Origin of the sequence: Vibrio sp. 2092 (assembly GCF_033339635.1) — a bacterium.
In the GTDB taxonomy this organism is placed as follows: Bacteria; Pseudomonadota; Gammaproteobacteria; order Enterobacterales; family Vibrionaceae; genus Vibrio; species Vibrio alginolyticus.
Genome location: NZ_JAWOUY010000013.1, coordinates 60,148 through 80,235 on the forward strand (window position 1 = coordinate 60,148; position 20,088 = coordinate 80,235).

General features: G+C 45.9%; 17 protein-coding genes and 1 pseudogene. 14 read left to right on the plus strand and 4 right to left on the minus strand.

Annotated features, from left to right (window positions below):
• Positions 1 to 54 precede the first annotated feature (54 nt).
• The 11 genes and pseudogenes from R7P80_RS19905 (at position 55) to R7P80_RS19955 (ending at position 11,111) form a co-directional block, all read left to right on the plus strand.
• Positions 55 to 2,166, plus strand: coding sequence for a protein-disulfide reductase DsbD family protein (locus R7P80_RS19905; protein WP_065274696.1), 2,112 nt, complete (start codon positions 55 to 57; stop codon positions 2,164 to 2,166).
• Entirely contained in the window at positions 2,163 to 2,678 is a 516-nt protein-coding gene (locus tag R7P80_RS19910; RefSeq protein ID WP_025767244.1) for a protein disulfide oxidoreductase, read from the plus strand. Before R7P80_RS19905 ends, R7P80_RS19910 begins: the two co-directional genes overlap by 4 nt.
• 161 nt (positions 2,679 to 2,839) lie before the next feature.
• A complete protein-coding gene (locus R7P80_RS19915) occupies positions 2,840 to 3,472 on the plus strand; it encodes a class I SAM-dependent DNA methyltransferase (RefSeq protein ID WP_165935363.1) in 633 nt (210 codons plus the stop codon).
• Positions 3,473 to 3,497: 25 nt separating this feature from the next.
• Complete coding sequence (locus tag R7P80_RS19920; RefSeq protein ID WP_054866271.1) at positions 3,498 to 4,253, plus strand: class I SAM-dependent methyltransferase; 756 nt, start codon at positions 3,498 to 3,500, stop codon at positions 4,251 to 4,253.
• A 19-nt stretch (positions 4,254 to 4,272) separates the two neighbouring features.
• Complete coding sequence (locus R7P80_RS19925; protein WP_053349639.1) at positions 4,273 to 4,698, plus strand: GNAT family N-acetyltransferase; 426 nt, start codon at positions 4,273 to 4,275, stop codon at positions 4,696 to 4,698.
• Between the two features lie 3 nt (positions 4,699 to 4,701).
• Positions 4,702 to 5,264 (plus strand): annotated as a pseudogene (locus R7P80_RS19930) (GNAT family N-acetyltransferase).
• 228 nt (positions 5,265 to 5,492) lie between these two features.
• On the plus strand, positions 5,493 to 6,626 hold the full coding sequence (locus R7P80_RS19935) for an efflux RND transporter periplasmic adaptor subunit (RefSeq protein ID WP_005457947.1): 1,134 nt from the start codon (positions 5,493 to 5,495) through the stop codon (positions 6,624 to 6,626).
• On the plus strand, positions 6,619 to 7,890 hold the full coding sequence (locus R7P80_RS19940; RefSeq protein WP_151514994.1) for a TolC family protein: 1,272 nt from the start codon (positions 6,619 to 6,621) through the stop codon (positions 7,888 to 7,890). The genes R7P80_RS19935 and R7P80_RS19940 overlap by 8 nt, the downstream gene beginning before the upstream one ends.
• On the plus strand, positions 7,887 to 9,101 hold the full coding sequence (locus R7P80_RS19945; protein ID WP_151514993.1) for an ABC transporter permease: 1,215 nt from the start codon (positions 7,887 to 7,889) through the stop codon (positions 9,099 to 9,101). The genes R7P80_RS19940 and R7P80_RS19945 overlap by 4 nt, the downstream gene beginning before the upstream one ends.
• 2 nt (positions 9,102 to 9,103) lie before the next feature.
• Positions 9,104 to 10,387, plus strand: coding sequence for an ABC transporter permease (locus tag R7P80_RS19950; protein WP_213874788.1), 1,284 nt, complete (start codon positions 9,104 to 9,106; stop codon positions 10,385 to 10,387).
• 22 nt (positions 10,388 to 10,409) lie between these two features.
• Entirely contained in the window at positions 10,410 to 11,111 is a 702-nt protein-coding gene (locus tag R7P80_RS19955; RefSeq protein WP_151514991.1) for an ABC transporter ATP-binding protein, read from the plus strand.
• A gap of 65 nt (positions 11,112 to 11,176) precedes the next feature.
• Here R7P80_RS19955 and R7P80_RS19960 read toward each other — a convergent pair whose 3' ends face one another.
• Positions 11,177 to 11,860: a hypothetical protein gene (locus R7P80_RS19960; RefSeq protein WP_064354156.1), complete on the minus strand. Its 684-nt coding sequence runs from the start codon at positions 11,858 to 11,860 to the stop codon at positions 11,177 to 11,179.
• 75 nt (positions 11,861 to 11,935) lie between these two features.
• Positions 11,936 to 12,853, minus strand: a complete 918-nt coding sequence (locus R7P80_RS19965) for a leukocidin family pore-forming toxin (RefSeq protein ID WP_005376731.1) — start codon at positions 12,851 to 12,853, stop codon at positions 11,936 to 11,938.
• Positions 12,854 to 13,954: 1,101 nt separating this feature from the next.
• Here R7P80_RS19965 and R7P80_RS19970 point away from each other — a divergent pair.
• Both R7P80_RS19970 and R7P80_RS19975 read left to right on the plus strand, forming a co-directional pair.
• Positions 13,955 to 14,929 (plus strand): DUF1852 domain-containing protein, encoded by a 975-nt coding sequence (locus R7P80_RS19970; RefSeq protein WP_025767248.1) that lies wholly within the window; start codon positions 13,955 to 13,957, stop codon positions 14,927 to 14,929.
• 30 nt (positions 14,930 to 14,959) lie between these two features.
• On the plus strand, positions 14,960 to 15,988 hold the full coding sequence (locus R7P80_RS19975) for a methionine synthase (RefSeq protein WP_031780992.1): 1,029 nt from the start codon (positions 14,960 to 14,962) through the stop codon (positions 15,986 to 15,988).
• 1,007 nt (positions 15,989 to 16,995) lie between these two features.
• Here R7P80_RS19975 and R7P80_RS19980 read toward each other — a convergent pair.
• Positions 16,996 to 18,015, minus strand: a complete 1,020-nt coding sequence (locus R7P80_RS19980) for a DUF2955 domain-containing protein (protein WP_025767250.1) — start codon at positions 18,013 to 18,015, stop codon at positions 16,996 to 16,998.
• Between the two features lie 9 nt (positions 18,016 to 18,024).
• A complete protein-coding gene (locus R7P80_RS19985) occupies positions 18,025 to 19,089 on the minus strand; it encodes an HlyD family secretion protein (RefSeq protein WP_005376744.1) in 1,065 nt (354 codons plus the stop codon).
• A 99-nt stretch (positions 19,090 to 19,188) separates the two neighbouring features.
• Here R7P80_RS19985 and R7P80_RS19990 point away from each other — a divergent pair, with 99 nt between their 5' ends.
• Positions 19,189 to 20,049 carry a LysR family transcriptional regulator gene (locus R7P80_RS19990; protein WP_017634710.1) on the plus strand — a complete coding sequence of 287 codons (861 nt, stop codon included), beginning with the start codon at positions 19,189 to 19,191 and terminating at the stop codon, positions 20,047 to 20,049.
• The last annotated feature ends 39 nt before the right edge of the window (positions 20,050 to 20,088 follow it).

Genomic DNA, 20,088 nt, shown 5'->3' on the forward strand with positions numbered 1-20,088 from the left:
TCTGACCACTAGCGTCAGTTATTTAGCACCTTTGTCTTTTAACTAGGAATCACTATGAATCAAATTACTAAACTGACTCAGTTTGCGTTCATGTTTTTTATGACGCTTGCTTTGAGTTTGCTCTCTCTGAGTATTTCAGCTCAAACTACTGATACAGGTTGGCTAACCAACCCACAACATCCTCCAGTGCAAACGCGCTTTGTGCTCACTGGTCAACAAGATCCGCAAGCCAAAACACTTACAGGTTATTTGGATGTCAAGTTAACCGGAGACTGGAAAACTTACTGGCGTTCACCTGGTGAGGGCGGCGTAGCACCATCTATTGATTGGCAAAATTCACAAAATTTATCCAAAGTGGATTGGCAATGGCCGCACCCACAAAAATTCGAACTATTAGGTATCGAGACTCTTGGGTATAAAGGCGATACTTTGTTCCCCATGACGCTGCACGTCGAAGACATGTCCAGACCTGTCACGATTGATGCGGTACTGACACTTTCTTCTTGTACGACGATTTGTGTGCTGACCGACTATCAAATTCAATTGACGTTCTTGCCTTCTGATCTAACAGTCGATGAAGGCGTGATGTTCAGTTACGCTCAAGCAGTGAGTAACGTGCCGCAGCCATCGCCGTTTATTGATGTTACTCAGGCGAGTTGGGATGCGAACCAATCGAAACTACAAATCAAGCTACAGAACAGTCAGGGTTGGCAACAACCACAAGTGCTGGTGGATGGTGTCGATGAAGCAACGCGAGACTATAGCTTCAAGCTTGAAGGAATGCATCAAGAAGGAAACATCGTCACCGCGAGCTATATCGTTGATACTTGGCTGGGCGATGTGGAGTTAGATGGTCAGTCGCTGTTTGTGACCATCAAAGACACCAATTTACTAGCAGAAGAAACCACTCAAGCAACTGCTGAGGCAATAGTTGAACCGTTGCCGAGCACGTCTCTAACGAGTGTTTTTCTATTCGCGTTGCTCGGCGGTTTAATTCTTAACATTATGCCTTGCGTTCTTCCGGTTTTGGGGATGAAGCTAAGTAGTATTGTTGCCGCTCAAGGTATCGAGCGTCGTCAAATTCGCGCTCAGTTTGTTGCCTCGTCACTTGGTATATTAACGTCGTTCTGGATTCTCGCTGGTTTTATTTTGGTGCTTAAGCTAACAGGTAATGCCATTGGCTGGGGCGTGCAATTTCAAAGCCCTTGGTTCTTAGGTTTGATGGTGTTGGTCACCACTTTGTTTGGGGCCAATATGCTGGGGCTGTTTGAAGTCCGTCTATCATCGGGTACCAATACATGGCTGGCCTCGAAAGGTGATAACTCCCTAGTTGGTCACTATGTTCAAGGTATGTTTGCCACATTGCTTGCGACGCCTTGCTCCGCGCCTTTTCTAGGAACGGCCGTGGCGTTTGCCTTGGGTGCCGACGTATTAACGTTATTTGCAACCTTTACAGCATTAGCATTGGGTATGGCACTGCCTTGGCTCTTAGTCGCTGTGTTTCCAAATATCGCGCTGAAACTACCAAAGCCTGGCTCGTGGATGAATGTCGTTAAAATAGCGTTTGGCATAATGATGCTGGCAACCAGCGTTTGGCTACTTTCATTAATGGCAAATCATGTACCTATGTTATGGATTGCACTCATCGCTGTGGTTGCTTTTGTTGTAATGATGGCAAGAGTTAAGAAAGTGTATGGTGAGAAAGCGCTTGCTGTATCCGGAACTGCGTCATTAGTGTTGATAGCTGGTGGCCTGTTACTTGGTAGTGTCACTGCCGACCAATGGGCGACACCGCTTCCTGAGGACTTAGCGTGGCAGAAGCTTTCTAACTCGGCGATTGAAGATCACGTCAATAATGGGCGAGTGGTGTTTGTGGATGTCACTGCGGATTGGTGTGTCACGTGTAAAGCGAACAAGATCGGTGTGATCTGGCAAGATCCTGTCTACTCATTGCTGCAAAGCCCTAATGTAGCGACGTTAAAAGGGGATTGGACACATCCGGACGGCTCGGTAACTGACTTTTTACGAGCTCATGGGCGTTACGGTGTGCCGTTTAACATCGTCTATGGCCCGGCAGCGCCGCAAGGTATCCCGTTACCTGTGATTCTGACTGATGATGTTGTTTTAAGTGCGGTGAAGCAAGCGAGTGGGGGAGCTATTCAATGAGTTCGACAAAGCGGCGTAGAACATTCCGATATTGGCTCGTTCAAATCGTACAGATGGTGCTCATTGTCACCGTCATTTCCATCGCGATGGATTGGTATCGCACTAAAGATATTCCTAAACAGGAGTCACCACCATTGAGCTCAGTCTTGAGCGATGGCGAACACTTCGATGCAATCGCGCAAAGTTATGAACAACCTGTCGTTGTTTATTTTTGGGCGACTTGGTGTCCCGCTTGTAAATTTGTAAGCCCAAGCGTGAGTTGGCTGAGTGATGACTACACCGTAGTTGGCGTTTCTGGATCGTCGGGACCGAATGAGCGTGTGGCGCAGTTTATGAGGGCAAAAGAATATCGTTTCGAAAACATAAACGATCCTTCAAGCGATATTATGCGCGAATGGAAAATTAGCGTGACCCCAACCATTTATGTTTTAAGAAATGGTGAAATTTCCTCCGTCACAACTGGCGTTACTACTCCGATAGGAATATTAACGAGAATTTGGTTAGCTCGATAACGCAATAAAAATCCGATATTCAAAATATAGAGTATCGGATTTTTTTGTTGTCCTAAACAACCAGTCGGTCACATTCCATAAAGGACTAGTTAACCAATAAGTGTCTAGATGCTTATTGCGTGTTACATTCGAGCATCGTTCTGGTTATCAAGGAGGAAACGATGAACGTAGCAAAAATGTATGATGATGTGTCGGATCGCTATCAAAAGTTGGTGGATGGCAGTCACTACGTCGGTCCACGTTGGATTTCTGAGAAGTTAAAAACCTTTCCCATCGAGCAAGGCTCGGTTCTCGACCTAGCCTGTGCGACTGGCAGTATCGGCCATGTCGTAAAAAGTCACTATCCAGAACTCGCCATCCATGGCTTAGACATCTCGTCCAAAATGGTTGATAAAGCGCGCCAAACTAGCCTCTATCAAAGTGTCGCGGTTCATAATCTCGATGAGCCATTTTCCCCTTTGTTTGAGCAAACCTTCGACCTTATCACCGCACTTGGTTTTACTGAGTTTCTAGCAAAGCCTCAACAACTTCTGGAGTGCATTTCGCATAAGCTAACTGCGAATGGACGATGTTTTATCAGCTTTCAATACCACGATCCGGATGGGCAAGATTTGCCTCGAAATACTTATAGTGGATCGGTCGTGCATAAGGCATATACCGAAAGTGAAGTTGAGCAACTCTGTCAGCAAGCTGGGTTGGAAGTGGTTTCCCTAGAAAATGTGATTGGTTACGTATCTGGTGTTGGTTATGTGTGTCGATACTTGATGCTAGAGCAGAAAAAGTCACACCGCTGAAATAAGTAACAAACAAGGATTGTTTTTGAAAACACAAGATTTAACCGAGTTCGGGTCTGGAATTGAATACGATGCTCAATACGACCAGCATTACCATCACGACATTGCTTTCATCACAAGGTTAATCGAAGAAACCAATGCTCGAAGTGTATTGGATGTTTGTTGTGGTTCCGGTATTGTCACGATTCCAGTCTCTGAGCAACTCAACGAAGCCATTGGCATTGATATTTCTGAAGGGATGCTCAAACACGCAAAGGACAAAGCCAAAAGCAGGAGTAACTTGCGTTTTCTTCATCTCGACGCAACCCAGTTTTCGTTAGGTAAGAAGTTTGACCTAGCCATAATGACAGGGAATGCATTCCAAGCCTTTTTAAGTGACGAGATGCTAGCAGGTGCACTGAGCTCAATATCAAGACACCTCGAAAAAGGTGGGCGATTTGTTTTCGATACGCGGTTACCAACGCCAGAAAATCTAGAATTGGATCATGAGATGGCGCTGTGGCAAACCTATGTTTCTCCAACTTATGGTGAAGTGAATTATTTCGGTATGAAGGCCGAGTATGACTTGCAAACGTCCATCATGTATTTGAACAAAGAGCGCCATTTTGAAAGTGGAACGATTGAGCATTCCAGCATTGATTTAAAATATCGTCCGCTAGAAGACATAGAGGGTTTCCTTGAACAAGCGGGATTCAGAATCATAGAGAAGTACCAATCTTGGTCAGCGCAAGTATTTGAGGCGAATGCCAACTCGCTTGTCTGTGTGGCTGAGAAAATATAAATCAATGTTGAGGGATACAATGCAAGGATTTCGAATTACTATGTCGTTAGATGACATGGATTTAGACGTTATCTACCAGTTCATTTCAAACAGTTATTGGGGAAAGGGTATTCCAAGAGAACGCTTTGAGAAGTCATTGCGCCATTCGTTCTGTTTCGCGGTTTTGGATGATGAAAATCAACTCGTTGCTTTTGCTCGGTTAATTACCGATCGTACCACGTTTGCGTACCTTGCCGATGTGTTTGTTGTGGAGGTACACCGTGGTAAAGGCATCAGTAAGTTGTTGATATCAGAAATTGTTGCTCATCCAGAACTACAAGGCTTACGCCGTATGATGCTTGCAACCCGCGATGCTCATGGGTTGTACGAACAGTTTGGGTTCACTCCTATTGCTCCAGTAGAAAACTTCATGCAAATCTGGAAACCGAATGTTTATCAGAGCTAAATCATGATGAGAGTTGAATCTCAACAAGTGGCAATCAGATACCTCAAAACAACAGACGCTGCTCCCCTGTTTGAAAACTATTTAGGCGATGAGCAAGCATGCCGCTTCCTCAATCGCCAAGTCCACCAAAATGTTAATCAAACCCTTGAAGCTAGCGAGAAAGATGGCGTGCTCAATATGATCAAAAGTCTCCCAATCTATTAGTCTTCGCTATTGAAGAACTCACTTCTCAAACTCCTATTGGTTGTCTGGTGCTGATACCTGAGCAAGACAGCAGTGAAATCCATTTTGGTATTTCTGCTCGCTATCGGGGAAAAGGCTATGCAACCCAAGCCTGCAAACTTGGCGTTGTCTACCTGCAAAGCTTGGGTATAACGCGCATTCGCACCGCCCCGCATATTGGCAACCACGCGAGTATCCGTGTGTTGGAGAAATGCGGCTTTATCAGCCAAAGCATTTTAAAAGCGCATGCAGTTTTTCCTGCTCTAGGACGTGAGGCGCAAGACTGTATGGATATGCGATTGGAGGATATCGAACAGCGCCATTTTGCACATTGTTCAGAATGAAATTGATAGCGGTTGAAACGAGCGGTTACAGAGCATGTTAGTCGCCATCGTAGACAGCGTCTTTGCTGAATGATTCCTCGAGATTTTTTTAGTCTTTGATTGTCAGAGGTGACTGACAAAACCATACCAACTGTGACAACCAAACCGCTATTAAAGCAGGATATTATTCCTTCAACTTTGTGTTTTAGGAGTAGTCATTAGACTACCCAATAATTGTTGGAATAAATAATGACGAAACGTTGGCTTGTCTCCGCTGTGAGCATTGCGCTGCTCGGCGGTGGTACGTATTTCTATCTCCAATCTGCTGCTCAACCAGAATTGCTGCCTACATTGATTGTGGAAAAAGGCACGATTGAAAAACAAGCTGTGGCTGTTGGTAAAATTGTCCCTGCACACTCTGTGTCTATCAAGTCACAAATCGACGGTATCGTCGGTGAAGTGTACGCGAAAGTTGGTGAAAAGGTGAAGCAAGGCCAGCCGCTGATCAAAGTGCGTCCAAACCCAACACCCCAAGCATTAACGGATGCATCGGCAGAGCTCATGCGTAGCGAAGCCGATCTGGAATCCGCCAAACAAAAACTGTCCAACTTAGAAAGCTTGGTCAAGCAGGACATTATTCCAAGTAACTACGACGAATACGTAAGTGCGCGCTCGGCAGTCAAATCTGCGCAAGCGGACGTATTGCAAAAGCGCCAGAATCTCGAACTCATCCGCAGTGGTGAGGCGTCTATCGGCGATGCACGTTTAACGTCGACGATCTACGCGCCAATTGATGGCACGGTACTCAACCAGAAAGTTGAGGTCGGAGAGCCGATCATCTCGACTCAATCAAGCCAAGCCGCGACTGAAATGATGTCATTGGCCGACATGAACAGTCTGATTTTTAAAGGTAGCGTCAGTGAGCATGATGCTGCGCAGTTGTCTCCGGGAATGCCCGTTATGTTGACGGTTGCGCCTTATCCTGATGTGGCGATTTCTGGTGTGCTAACCAAAGTGGCGATTCAATCTGAGAACCTTAACTCACCAGAGGGCAATGCTTCGGCAAAAAGTTTTGATAACGGTTTTGAGGTTGAAGTGGGAGAACTCAAGATCCCACAAGATGTGTTGCTTCGTTCTGGTTTTTCATCGACGGCTCAAATCATTCTGAAGAAGTCTGAAAACGTGCTCACTCTACCGGAGCGCGCTCTGCAATTTGATGGTGACGCACCGAATGTTCTGATCCCCGACAGCTCAGAACAAGGGTTTCATAAACAACCTGTGAAACTCGGTCTGTCAGATGGCATCAATGTCGAAGTGCTTGACGGCGTGGAGCTTGATGAAGAGGTTATCGACAACAGCATGATGGGAGCGGCGCATGGTTAAGCTGCAACGATCAACAATCGCCTTTGCATTGTTGGCTGCCACGCTCAGTTTGCCGACCTACGCAATTTCTATTGAACAAGCTTGGCAACAAGCAAAGCAGAACGATCCAAATTACGAAAAAGCGAAAATCGGTGTCCAGCTTGGCGAGGTTGGCGTACAGAGTAGCCGCAGTGCGTTATTGCCGGGTTTAAGTGCCAGTGCGTCAGCGGATTGGAATGAGTCCTCAAGCCATTCCAACAGTTACGGCGCGACCTTATCTCAAACTATTTGGGATAGCAGTTTGTGGTCGGAACTGGATCAAGCGAATGCCAATTATCTCAAAGCACAGTTAGAGCTATCTCAATCGCATAACGAGCTTGCGCAGAAGTTGCTCACCGCTTACCTAGATGTGGCAAGCGCACAGGGCGACCTCAAATTGGCGCAGTCCAAGCTGGAGGAGGGGAAGGAACTTCTCAACATCATTGAGAAACGCTATCGAGCAGGCAAAGTGAAGTCGGTTGATGTTGAAGAGATGCGAGCGAATCAAGTCTCTGAGCAAGCAAGTATCCTCAATGCAAAAGCCGATCTCGAAGTGAAAAAAGCAGAGCTTGCGGCGTTAATCAATCAAATGCCGGAGAGTGTCGACCAAATTCGAACGGATTCTTTGATTCAGCCGCCGATGCTGGTGGACTCTCAGGAGCAATGGCTAAAACTGGCGAAAGACAGCAGTCCAGAGCTGTTGGTGGCGGCGCAGATGGTGAAAGCGAGCGAGTTCGCGAAAGATTCAGCTAAAGGTGGATACTACCCGACCGTCAAAGGCAGTGTGGGCTACAGCGATGGTGACAATCGTTCAAACGGCGAGTTTAACGCTGGGATTAGTTTGAGTTTGCCGATTGACCTCAATGGTGCAGTGCGAGCGAAAGTGGACGAAGCATCGTTGAACATTTTAAGCGCCAAACAAGATATGCGTAGAGTGGAAATTGATATTCATAAACGAGTTATTCAGCAGTTTACTCAGGTCGATATCAACTGGAATCAAGTTTTGATAGCGAACGAGCTGGTTGAGTCGCGCGCCAGAGTGTTGCAAAGCAAAGAGAAACTTTACGACGCTGGCCTGCTTGAAGTGTCGGAAGTTATCAGTGCACACAACAGCTTGTTTGAGGCGAAAAACAGTCTGCAAACCAACTTGTACAGCTACTGGCGTAAGAGAATCGGCTTACTGCAAACCGCAGGGAAACTCGATGACGATACCATGGCGTTGATCTCTCGAGCTTTTCATTCATGAGCAGTCTATTGCAACAAACTTGGCAAACGTTGATGGCGCACCGCATGAAGAGCGTGCTGGCCATTATCGCGATTGCTTGGGGCGTGATCTCTGTGGTGGTGTTAATCGCACTTGGCGAAGGCTTTTATCGCCATCAGACCCAGTCGTTTTCCTTTATGATCAACAATGTGCAAGTGGTGTTTCCGTCGAGTACCAGTAAACCGTGGCAAGGGTTACCTTCAAGACGACAAATTGATATTCCACAAGAAAAAGTCGACATGATCAAACAGTCGGGCTTCGTGCAACAGGCGTCGAGCGTTTACGCCAAATGGGATGCGAATATCACCAATCTCAAAGGACAGAACTTATCGAGTACGGTCAGCGGTATTGATACGTCTTACTTTCCTTTAATGCAACGCAAGCTGCAATCCGGTTCGAGAAACCTGTCACCAAGTGATATGAAAAACCACACTCGCGTGGCAGTGTTAGGCGATCAAATTGCGCAAATGGGCGGAATCCAAATCGGGGATAGGCTCAAAGTCAACGGCATTCCGTTTGTGGTGATAGGGATAACCGTTGGTGAGGACATTGGCATTTCATTCGGCGATAGCCGCACGGTTTTCATTCCTCAAACAACGTACCGCGATTTGTGGGATGCGAAACCTTGGATGGTATTGATGAAGCCGAGAGATGGGATGGATGCACCGTCGTTTCGACCAAATATCGTGAACTTTTTCGCCAAGCAGCTTCATTTTGACCCAAGTGATAAAGATGCGGTCGAATTACCCGATTTTAGTGAAGGTGCGGCGGTCATCAGTGGAATTTTACGTGGCATTCAGATTTTTCTCGGAGCGAGCGGCGCGATGACCATGGCGGTCGGTGCGCTTGGCGTTGCCAACATCATGTTTTTATCTGTTACGGAGCGCACGCGTGAAATCGGTGTGCGTTTGGCGATCGGGGCGACTCAAAAATCCATACTCAGTCAGTTTATTCTTGAAGGGCTTATTTTGGTAGCTGTGGGCACGGCATTAGGTCTGATGTTTTCGTATGCCGTGGTGTCTGTCCTAAGCAGCATGGCATTACCGGAATGGATTGGTTTACCTGTGATCACGCCAGATTCCATTGCTTGGTCTTTACTTGTGACGCTTATCTTGGCATTGATGGCGTCGTATTTCCCAGCAAGGCGAGCATCGCGTCTCACGCCAGTCATTGCTTTGAGTGCGAGGGCTTAGTCATGTTGTTACCGATGAGACAAATTTTCCAAGAAATGGCCGCAGAAAAGCTGAGATTGGGTTTGACCATTCTGGCAGTAGCGTGGGCGACCCTTTGTATCGCTGCTATGTTGGCGGTAGGTGAGGGTATTCGTCAAGGCGTATTGAAAACCGCACAAAATGGTAATGGCAACTTGATTTATTTGACCGGAGGGATGGCCACCGTCGACCACGGTGCTTTTCACCAAGGTAAGTTTCTGACACTAAAAATGGACGATTCAGAGGTTGTTCGAGCGTTACCCGATGTAAAAAGCGTTGCGCCAACGGCGAAGTGGAAAGAGCGCATCACCGTTGGTGACAGAAGCTCGTGGCAAGAGCCGTTAGCGGTCACGAGCGAGTTTCAATCCATGACCAATTTGGTGCCGATGGCGGGGGGGCGATGGTTAAACCCACTCGATCAAAAAGAGACGCGCAAAGTCGTTGTACTGGGTTATGAACTGGCAGCCGACTTATTCAACCCGAATGAGGACTTTAGTTGGTTTGCGACAGTCACATTGCAAGTCAACCCTGTGGGGCAAAAGGTAAAAATCGGCAATGAGGAGTTCACCGTTGTGGGCGTATTGGAGAAAAACAGCGCCCAAATAGAACAGGGGGATCTTATCAACTATTCCAGCTTTGTGCCGTTAGCGACGTGGAAGCGATTTCATGTCAACGGTGAAATTGGTGGCATCAATGTGCAACCACAAGCCGATGTAGACCGAGAAGCCTTAGCAAAGACGATCAGGCAAGTGATTGCCCGTAAGCACGGGGCAAGTGTCAGTGATGAACAGGTCATCCAAGTCGATGATATGTTCCTTAAACAAAAGAGTATGCAGCAGTTTCTGATAGGTTTGCAGAGTTTTCTTGGCATTATCGGCTTCGTGACGTTAGCTGTTGCTGGCGTTGGCATTGCCAATGTGATGTATGCCACCGTAAAGCGATCTACGCGTGATATCGGCGTGCGCATGGCAGTCGGTGCAACCCCAACGGCCATTCGCATGCACTATTTAGTGCAGTCTTTATTGACAATGATGATGGGGGGCGCGCTTGGCTTAGGCGTGACGTACGCGCTGGTGTCTGCCATCAGTTCCATTCCTTTAGAGGGCAATGCCTTTTATGAACAACTGGGTAAACCTGTCCCTGAGTTGTCGTGGGTCGTTGTCGCGATTGTCATCCTCACCTTAATGATCATTGGTGTGGCCTCGGCATGGTTACCTGCAAACCGAGCCGCAAAAGTCAGCCCGTTGGAGGCGCTACAAAGTGAATAACAACAATAACTCTGGAGAGAACATGTCGAAGCCGCTTGTTGAGCTGACCAACATCTGTAAATACTACTCAAGCGGGGAGGCGGAAGTTCGCGCGTTAGACGGCGTTGACTTAACCATTAATCAAGGCGAGTTTCTTTCGATTCTTGGCCCGTCCGGTTCGGGTAAATCAACGCTAATGAACATGCTCGGCTGTTTGGATAAACCCACCGATGGCGAGTACCAACTTGGCGGACAAAACGTCGCAAGTTTAAGTGCGAATGAGCTGGCTGGCATTCGTAACCAAAAGATTGGATTTGTCTTCCAAAGCTTTAACTTATTGGAATACGCGACGGCGCTCGATAACGTGGCACTGCCGTTGGTTTACTCTGGCATCAAAGCCAAAGAACGTCGCCAGCGCGCAGCTAAATTGCTAGAGCAAGTCGGGCTAGGGGATCGTTTAGACCATAAACCAAACCAGCTTTCTGGTGGTCAAAAGCAGAGAGTTGCGATTGCAAGAGCCTTGGTCAACGACCCTCAAATCATCCTAGCTGACGAGCCAACCGGCGCGCTCGATTCAAAATCTGGTGCTGAGATCGAAGCTCTGTTCAACCAACTCCACGCCGAAGGCAGAACATTGATCATCGTGACGCACGATAACGCCCTCGCAGAACGCACCAAACGCATCATCACGATCAAAGATGGCAAGGTGATTTCGGATAGAGCGCCGGTAAGTAGGGAGAGATGAGCTTTTCTTAATTGAGAACTGAGTTTTAAGGGAAATAGCGATACAGAGGCTATCTCCCTTTACTTTTATTCGCGATGTTCGCTTTGTCTCTCTTTTATCAAGTCATGCTTTTGTTCTTTAAGTAGAGTGATTGCGAGCTTAGTGTCCTCAATCAATTTACTGTTATCGTTGAGATCTTTGCTCTTCAAAGGCAAAACTAGATAATGAATGCTGCCATCTGCATTCTGTACTCCGGTAGCGATGATGACATCACCTTCAGACGCCGTACCAAAATACTCTGATACGACTTTGGTTTCGCTGACACCGTAGCTATCCAAATAGGATGACTCCGTATTGTCAAACAAGATAGGACCCCCTTGCTTAGCTAATGTTCGCAATTGTTTTTGCTTTTTCTCGTCGAATGGATAGTCGGTCGTACTGATGTAACTTACCTGTTCAGCTTCAATAAAATCGTACAGTTCATTGCTCAGTTCATTTAATGGGGCAGATATCCAAGGTGTAGCTGGAATGACGTCGGAAGTATCATCATTGCGACTTAGTGGTGTTGGAGCGGTAACAACCTCTTGAGCAGCATCGCTCTCAGGAGGCGTTACACTTATTGTCGCAGCGTCTTCTGTCTTGATTTGCTCATCAAGGCTTGCAACAGGTTCGGTCTGGGCATTCTTGTTATTTGAATTAATTAGAAATATGGCGAGTACTGCACCAAGTGCTAGCGCCGATCCAGTCAAGAGTTTTTTGTTACTTGTCATGTGTCATGTCTTACCGTTTATTTCATTAGTAAATATAGCGGCCACTTATTTATTCCGTGGCCGCAGGCTAATAAGTTAGTGGTAGAGATCGTCATTCCAAGAGATAGTTACGGCTCGGCTAGTCTCTGTCCATTGACTGCTATCACGATTTTTCTTCCAGGTATTTTCTGGAGTGGTATACCAGCTACACCAGTCGCGACCAAAGTAGTAATTGGTTTTTCGCCAACCAGCAACCAGCTTGACCTCTGATGTATCTAGGCCATCTTGAATGTCATTTTTTCTATATACGACGCCGACTTGTGGTTTAAAATCTGAACGCATAACGACAGGTAACTCATTGTAATCAATCAAATTACCCATGTCACAACTGGTCCAACGATACAATAACCAGTCTTTAGCTGGCGTATTATGGCGGATAGTCTTGTTTTCAATTAACCAATTAATGCTTTCGTTAGCTTGGTTAAAATCGGCAACCGTTTGAAACTCTGGCTGGTCGTACGTTACACGGTTGCTCCAGGAGATTCCCCCACTAATATTTGGAGAAGTAGAAGCACTGAATCCAAGGTTAAAATCTAGCGACTCACTGACAGATGCCGTTGCAATGGTGTTTTCTGGAGCATGGCTCATGTGGCGTAAAGGGGCGCCATTTAAATAGCTCAGTGCCAGCTTAAAAGCCGTTGGAACGGTGTAACGGTAATCTCCCCCAGTAGCAAAACCATAGATTTGTTCTTTGTTTGGAACATTAGTCATGTCGAAGCCAGAACCGCCATTTAGGATCAACTTGGCTTCTTTAGCGCCATTTGGTAGCAAAGATTGGTTCCAGACATTTTCTAAAGAATAAATTAAGCGGATTTTTTTCGAGCGTGCATCACCATCATCAAGCTGAAGCAATGTCGAAGTGTAAGATTTCAATGTATCTTCAGCATGTGCTGGTGCTAAAGAACCAAGTAAAGCGAGTGCGATAATACTCGCGGAAAGATGCTGTTTTTCCATTATTTTTTCCTATTAGTCAGCCCATAAAGACTTTTGTTTTAAACCATCTTGATGGGCACTTTATAATTATGGACAGGTTATAAATTCAAGCTCAATAAATGAGCGGTGAAATAGTGCATCTTGTTTTTTATTAAAAAAAGAAAAAGGATAGATTCGTGGGATTAATGTCTCATAGTTTTTAAATTCACCACTCAACTATAATAAATAAGAATTTGGTTATTAAGTCTTGTCTTTTTAAGTTATTGCTTAATTTTAATTTTCTAATGTTGTGTTGAGATTTTCTATTGATAAAAGTGAATTTTATAAATGTTAGCCATGTTATTTTTAGGGTTTTTGTTATACCAAATTAAGTAAAGTATCGTTATGTGGTTATCTCGGTTTTATGGGTTTAATTCAAATTAAAACAGTGGTTTATGTTTTTTTGTTCTTATTTTTTTTAGAGCTTAATATAATAGTTTAGTGATAAAGTCCGTCAATGAAGTTGCCATGTTCATGTATAAAGTTATATGTGCTTTTATAGTAGGAAATTAAACTTTACGTTTAAGATGGTAAAGATAGAAAAAGAAATAAATAAGATTATTAAATAATCATGTTTCGAGAATGTAAAATGTAACGTACTTCTAATTAAACGAATGCTTGAATAAACGATGGAGTGTGAAAAGTGCTATTTAAGTTACGCTGTCCTATATTCCAGTTGGTGCCTTGTTCATACAATGCGTTTTCTCGGCTTAAACTGGTTTACGTACTGCTAATCTCTTATCCGTTTCTTAATTACACATATTGGCAATATGCTCGCCAAGTTACGTGTATTGGTGTCAATAAAAAACAGTATCTACGATAGCTCTCTCAGGGTTGGAACTGCCACTATGAATTTCCTTCATGTTCAATGTGAAACAATACCAATATTACTCAACTCGTGAAGCAAGTATAAAAAAAGGACTGCTCTGGTGTTAGGCACTGCGACGGTCGTTTTTTGTACGAACCGTTCGTCGTAAGTGTTGTGCAACCTAACGATTGGGAAAACCAAAAAACAAAAAATGTCCCCATGCACAGAGTTAGGAAAAGTCTGCTTTATCTAAGGAAATAGGATACCAACTCACGATGAATAACGATTTCACATTTGCTATCAAAAGCATTCGCTTTGATGAGAATTACCAACCATCAGACAACACGCGAATCACTACCAACTTTGCTAATCTGGCTCGCGGAAACTACCGCCGAGAGAATCTGCGCAATGCACTCCGAATGATCGACAATCGTTTTAATGCGTTGGCATATTGGGATAACGCGCAAGGTGACCGCTACTCCGTTGAACTTGAAATCATCTCCGTTGATATGGATATCCAAGGTAGTGGAGAAGCCTTCCCATCGATTGAAGTGCTCAAAACTAACATTGTTGACCACAACACTAACGAGCGTATCGAAGGCATTGTGGGCAACAACTTCTCTTCATACGTGCGTGATTACGACTTTAGCGTTTTGCTGTTGGACCACAACAAAAACCAGCCACAGTTCAGCATCCCAGCGAACTTCGGTGATTTGCATGGCAAACTGTTCAAAGCTTTCGTTAATTCTGAGTCTTACAAACAGCATTTCAAAAAGCTGCCAGTGATTTGTCTGAGCGTATCGGACAACAAAGTATACCGACGTACTGAAAACCAACATCCTGTTTTGGGCTTTGAATATCAGCCGAACGAATCTTCGTTGACGGAGCAGTACTTCAAAAAGATGGGCTTACAGGTGCGCTACTTTATGCCGCCAAACAGTGTTGCACCATTGGCATTCTACTTCTTCGGTGACTTGTTGAACGATTATTCAAACCTAGAGCTTATCAGTACGATTAGCACGATGGAGACATTCCAGAAGATTTACCGACCTGAGATTTACAATGCCAACGCGGTTGCCGGTAATTGCTACCAGCCAAACCTAAAAAACCTAGACCACTCGCTAACTCAAATCGTTTACGACCGAGAAGAGCGCAGCCAACTGGCAGTTGAACAAGGGAAATTTGCCGAGGAGCATTTCATCAAACCTTATCAATCTGTGCTTGAACAATGGTCTGCAAGCTACGCGTAATCGATAACGAGAATCTAGAAAGGAATGACGATGAAAACACTATTACCGACTTCAACGGCTGGGAGCTTACCGAAACCTTCTTGGCTAGCGGAACCAGAAAAACTTTGGTCGCCGTGGAAACTGCAAGGTGAAGAACTGATTGATGGCAAACGCGATGCGCTACGTGTCGCTTTGCAAGAACAAGAGCTGGCAGGCGTTGATATCGTCAGTGATGGAGAGCAAACTCGGCAACATTTTGTGACGACCTTTATTGAGCATTTAAGCGGCGTAGATTTTGAAAACCGTAAAACGGTGACCATTCGCAACCGCTATGAAGCAAGTGTTCCGACGGTGGTTGGCCCAGTAAGCCGCACAAAGCCCGTGTTTGTTGAAGATGCAAAGTTCTTGCGTCAGCAAACTAAGCAACCTATCAAGTGGGCACTGCCAGGCCCTATGACGATGATCGATACGCTTTATGATGATCATTACGGTAGCCGTGAAAAGCTGGCTTGGGAATTTGCGAAGATCCTCAACCAAGAAGCGAAAGAGCTTGAAGCGGCGGGTGTCGACATTATTCAATTCGATGAACCTGCGTTCAATGTGTTCTTCGATGATGTGAACGAGTGGGGCATTGCATGTTTAGAGCGTGCGATTGAAGGGCTGAAATGTGAAACTGCGGTGCATATCTGCTATGGCTACGGCATCAAAGCGAACACAGATTGGAAGCAAACGCTAGGCACTGAATGGCGACAATACGAAGAAGTATTCCCTAAATTGCAGCAGTCAAATATCGATATTATCTCGCTTGAGTGTCATAACTCGCGAGTGCCTATTGAGTTGCTTGAGTTGATTCGCGGTAAGAAGGTGATGGTTGGTGCGATTGACGTCGCTACTAACGAAATTGAAACGCCAGAAGAAGTAGCGAACACATTGCGAGAGGCGTTGAAGTACGTTGATGCCGACAAGCTTTACCCATGTACCAACTGCGGTATGGCACCTTTGTCTCGTGAAGTATCGACCGCTAAGCTCAATGCGTTAAGTGCGGGTGCGGAGATCATTCGTAAAGAGTTGGTGGGTTGATATTAATACTTAGGCTCCGCACCATGAACTAAAATTAGGGTCAATCTAGCGAGTTTAAATGAAAATAGGAATCGGATTACAGCTCGCTAGGAAATAGCGATAACTTTCGCACTTCAAAGCTCTTGGTGGGTAGATCCTGAATCACGCTCGTCCCTCGCTGTTCAGGATGACGGATGTTGGAAGATATATTGCTCGCCACAACCCTAGGTATTGGAGCAGCTTCAAGATAGGGTCTTTCCGGCGAGTTAAAACGAGACTAGGAATCGGGTTACTGCTCGCTAGGAAATAGCGATAACTTTCGCACTTCAAAGCACTCGGTGGGTAGATCCTGAATCACGCTCGTCCCTCGTTGTTCAGGATGACGGATGTTGGAAGATACATTGCTCGCCACAACCCTAGGTATTGGATCTGCTCCAAGAGAGGGTCATTCCAGCGAGTCTAGACGAGAATAGGAATCGGATTACAGCTCGCTAGGAAATAGCGATAACTTTCGCACTTCAAAGCTCTCGGTGGGTAGATCCTGAATCACGCTCGTCCCTCGCTGTTCAGGATGACGGATGTTGGAAGATACATTGCTCGCCATCCCTCAGGTATTAGAGCAGCTCTAAGGTAGGGTCATTCCAGCGAGTCTAGACGAGACTAGGAATCTGATTACAGCACGCTAGGAAATAGCGATAACTTTCGCACTTCAAAGCACTCGGTGGGTAGATCCTGAATCACGTTCGTCCTTCGCTGTTCAGGATGACGGATGTTAAGAGATACGTTACTCACCTACCCAACTATTTGGCTTGTATTCAAATTTGGGTCATTCCAGCGAGTCTAGACGAGACTAGGAATCTACTAACAACTCACTGGAAAATGGCGATAACCTCAGAACTTCACAGCACTCGGTGAGTCGATCCTGAACCACGCTCGTTCCTCAATGTTCAGGGTGACCGTTTTAAATAAAAATGCCGCTCACAGTAAAGTGATCGGCATACATTTCCCGTTTCCAGCCTCGGCCAGATTTAATTCAACTCCACGCTCTTAATCTCAGGATGCTTTAGCAACATCACACGAATCCAGTGATGCACCACCCACATCACCATCGCGGTGAGCAGAACCGCGACGAAAATCGAGCTGAAACGGTACAAGATCGAAAAGAACGCGTCTTTTTGTTCTGGCACCAATGAGGTCGTCAGCGGAACCGATAGGGCAGACATGGCAGAAAACGCGATAGCCGCTTTAATTTGCCCTTTGGTGAGCCACAAGCAGAATGGCCCCATTGCAATGGTAAAGGCGAGCCAAAAGAGTAGCCCATGCCCATACCAACTGCCCAATATCAGCTGAACAGCCATCCCTGCGATGCAGCCTAGTGCGGTGCCGATGATGCGAATTTTTGCCATGGCGAGCGAGCCCGCTAAAGTCATTGGGGTTAGGATGATCAAAATGGAAGCTTGTGCGGACAGCGAGTCATATAAGTCCGCTACTTGGAATACGATAAATGCCGCCATCGCCACTACCCAACCCATAGCAACTTGGCTGATGTAGTCAATATCGCTTTTTACTGGGGTCGACATCTCAATGTGCTCGGCGGGGGATTTTGGCTCCGGGAACAACCAATACGCGAATGCGCAAACAAAAATATTGCTGAACGCCATCACCCACATGTTGACGTTGAACTCTTCAATATCCATGAAGTTATAGCTGGCAAAATTCAACACAATTGAACCCACCAACAGCCCCATGTAACCAAACAAATAGGTTTTCTGGTTCATCATTGCAATGCACTTGAACAGCATCATGATTCCGACGGCAACGGTCATTAATGTTGGATGAAACTGCAAGTATTCCAGCAAAAATGTGGCTTGTATGGTTGTCCACACCGCAGAGAAAAACACGATCAATAAAGCCGAAATATTAAAGTTGTCCATTCTGCCCAATATAAACAGCGGCATCATGATGGCAAAAAATCCGTAAGACCAACCGAAGATCATGCTTAGCGCGAGCCCTAAAGAGCAGCCGAACCAAATTCGTAAGGTTTTCATTGTCGCCGCCTAGTAAATGAAGTGGAACCAGCTTGCGAGGTGAATCTGTGCTTGCGCCATCAACTGCCAGAAAATGCTGTTGTCTGGGTACAAAACAATGGTAGCGCGAGAGCCGACAAACAGTGCTGGTGGTAACTCTTCGCTGCTGGTTAGGTTCACTCGTGTACGCTGCGCATCACGTACCCAGCGGTTGTTCACTTCCACTTTGGTCAGTGCGCCATTAGGCGTTTGTTGTGCGGCTGCTACACCGTAATCGCGGCTAGCTAAATCAAAGTCGTACACCGAACCTGGGTTGGCATCAAATGTGACCAAGGCGTGGAAAGTCTTGTCTACGTTCGCGACGGACTTTTCACGAAAATCAGCGGCTACCCAGAGTGATCCTGTTGGTACAAACGTCAGCAATGGCATGTTGGTGTTTGCCATCGTGCCAACTTCTAGTTGCAGGTTGGTCACGACACCATCACTGGGAGCGAGTACCGCGGTATTTGCCAAATCAAGTTGCGCCTTTTCGATGCCGTTTTTGGCAATTCGAACGGCGGTGCTTTGACCTTTTTGATCGCCTAATTGCGCCTCAATGACTTTTAAGTTTTGTCGTTCCGCTTTAAGCGCTGCACGTGATACCTGATTTTGGGCAAAGGCATTATCGAGTGTCGATTGAGAGATGACTTTCTGCTTCGATAGTGTCAGTAAGCGGTTGTACTCGCGGTGTGCATTATCAAATGTCGCTTGTGCGCGGGCAATATTGGCAAGAGCGGCTTCGCGTTGAGAATACAGCGTTGCTTCTTTTTCATAAGCGGATTGCAGAGACAGCTCCGCCTGTTCAAGCGCTATCTTGTATTTACGATCATCAATCGTAAACAACACATCGCCTTTTTGAACGGACTGGTTATTCTCGATGAGAACGTCGGTCACTTTACCAGATACCTCGGGTGCGACTTGGACAACGTATCCTTGCACTCGTCCTTCGGTCGTTAAGGGGGCGTGGCGGTCAGCAATGATAATGTACAAAAATAGTACGATGAACAGGACAATCAAAGTTCGCATCCAGTGTTTGAATTTTTGGTCAGCCGTCATTACAAGTTCCGTTAAACATGTTGGATAGCGGATTATAGAGAAGTCACTCACAATTCAGTAGAATGATAATACGAACATAAATGACCTAAAAATAGGACAATGAACGTTAATTTTGATGATATTTACCTATTCACTCAGACGGTGGTTCACGGCGGTATAAGTGCAGCGGCAGAGGCGAATCAACTACAACGCTCAAAAGTGAGTCGTCGTCTGCAAGAATTAGAGAAATCGCTCGGGGTACAGCTTTTGATTCGCACAACACGCAGCATTGAGTTGACGGAGCACGGGAAACGCTTGTTTGAGTTGGTGGGGCAGCCTATTGACCATATTCAGCAAGGTTTAAATGCCATGCACGAATATCAACAAGAGCTGACGGGCAAGGTGCGTTTAGCCATTCCTTCCGCATTGATGAGCTCTGCCGCGTTTAACGCGATCATCACCGAGTACACAACGCGGTATCCGGAGATTTCGGTCGAGATTGAAAACCATCAAGAGAGTGTCGATCTCAAGCGTCAATCGTTTGATTTACAGCTTCTTCCGAGCGTGGTCAAAGTCACCGATGACAGCTATGTGCAGTTCAGTCTTTTGCCTTATCGTAGTCACTTTGTTGCGTCAAAAGCCTATCTAGAATCGCATCCGCCAGTAAAAACGGTGGAAGATCTTAAGCAGCATCGCCTTTTAACTAATCGTTACAATGCCGATTTGCTCGATTCAGATTTGCATGTCGCGTTGCGATCGGACGATCTCAACTTGCTGCGCTCGATGGCGATAGCAGGAAACGGCATCGCGTTTATTCCTCAAATTCATTCCAAGCCTGCACTGAGAGACGGTTTGTTGGTCGAGGTGCTGCCTCAATTCGCGCATCCGAAGCAGCATCTTACTCTGATTTATCCCTCGGCCTTATTTCTGCCCAATAAAGTCAAAGCCTTGATTGAACTAATTCGAGAGAAATTTAAATAGTCAGTTCAAACCACTCTTACCTAAGGGCAAATGTGTGAG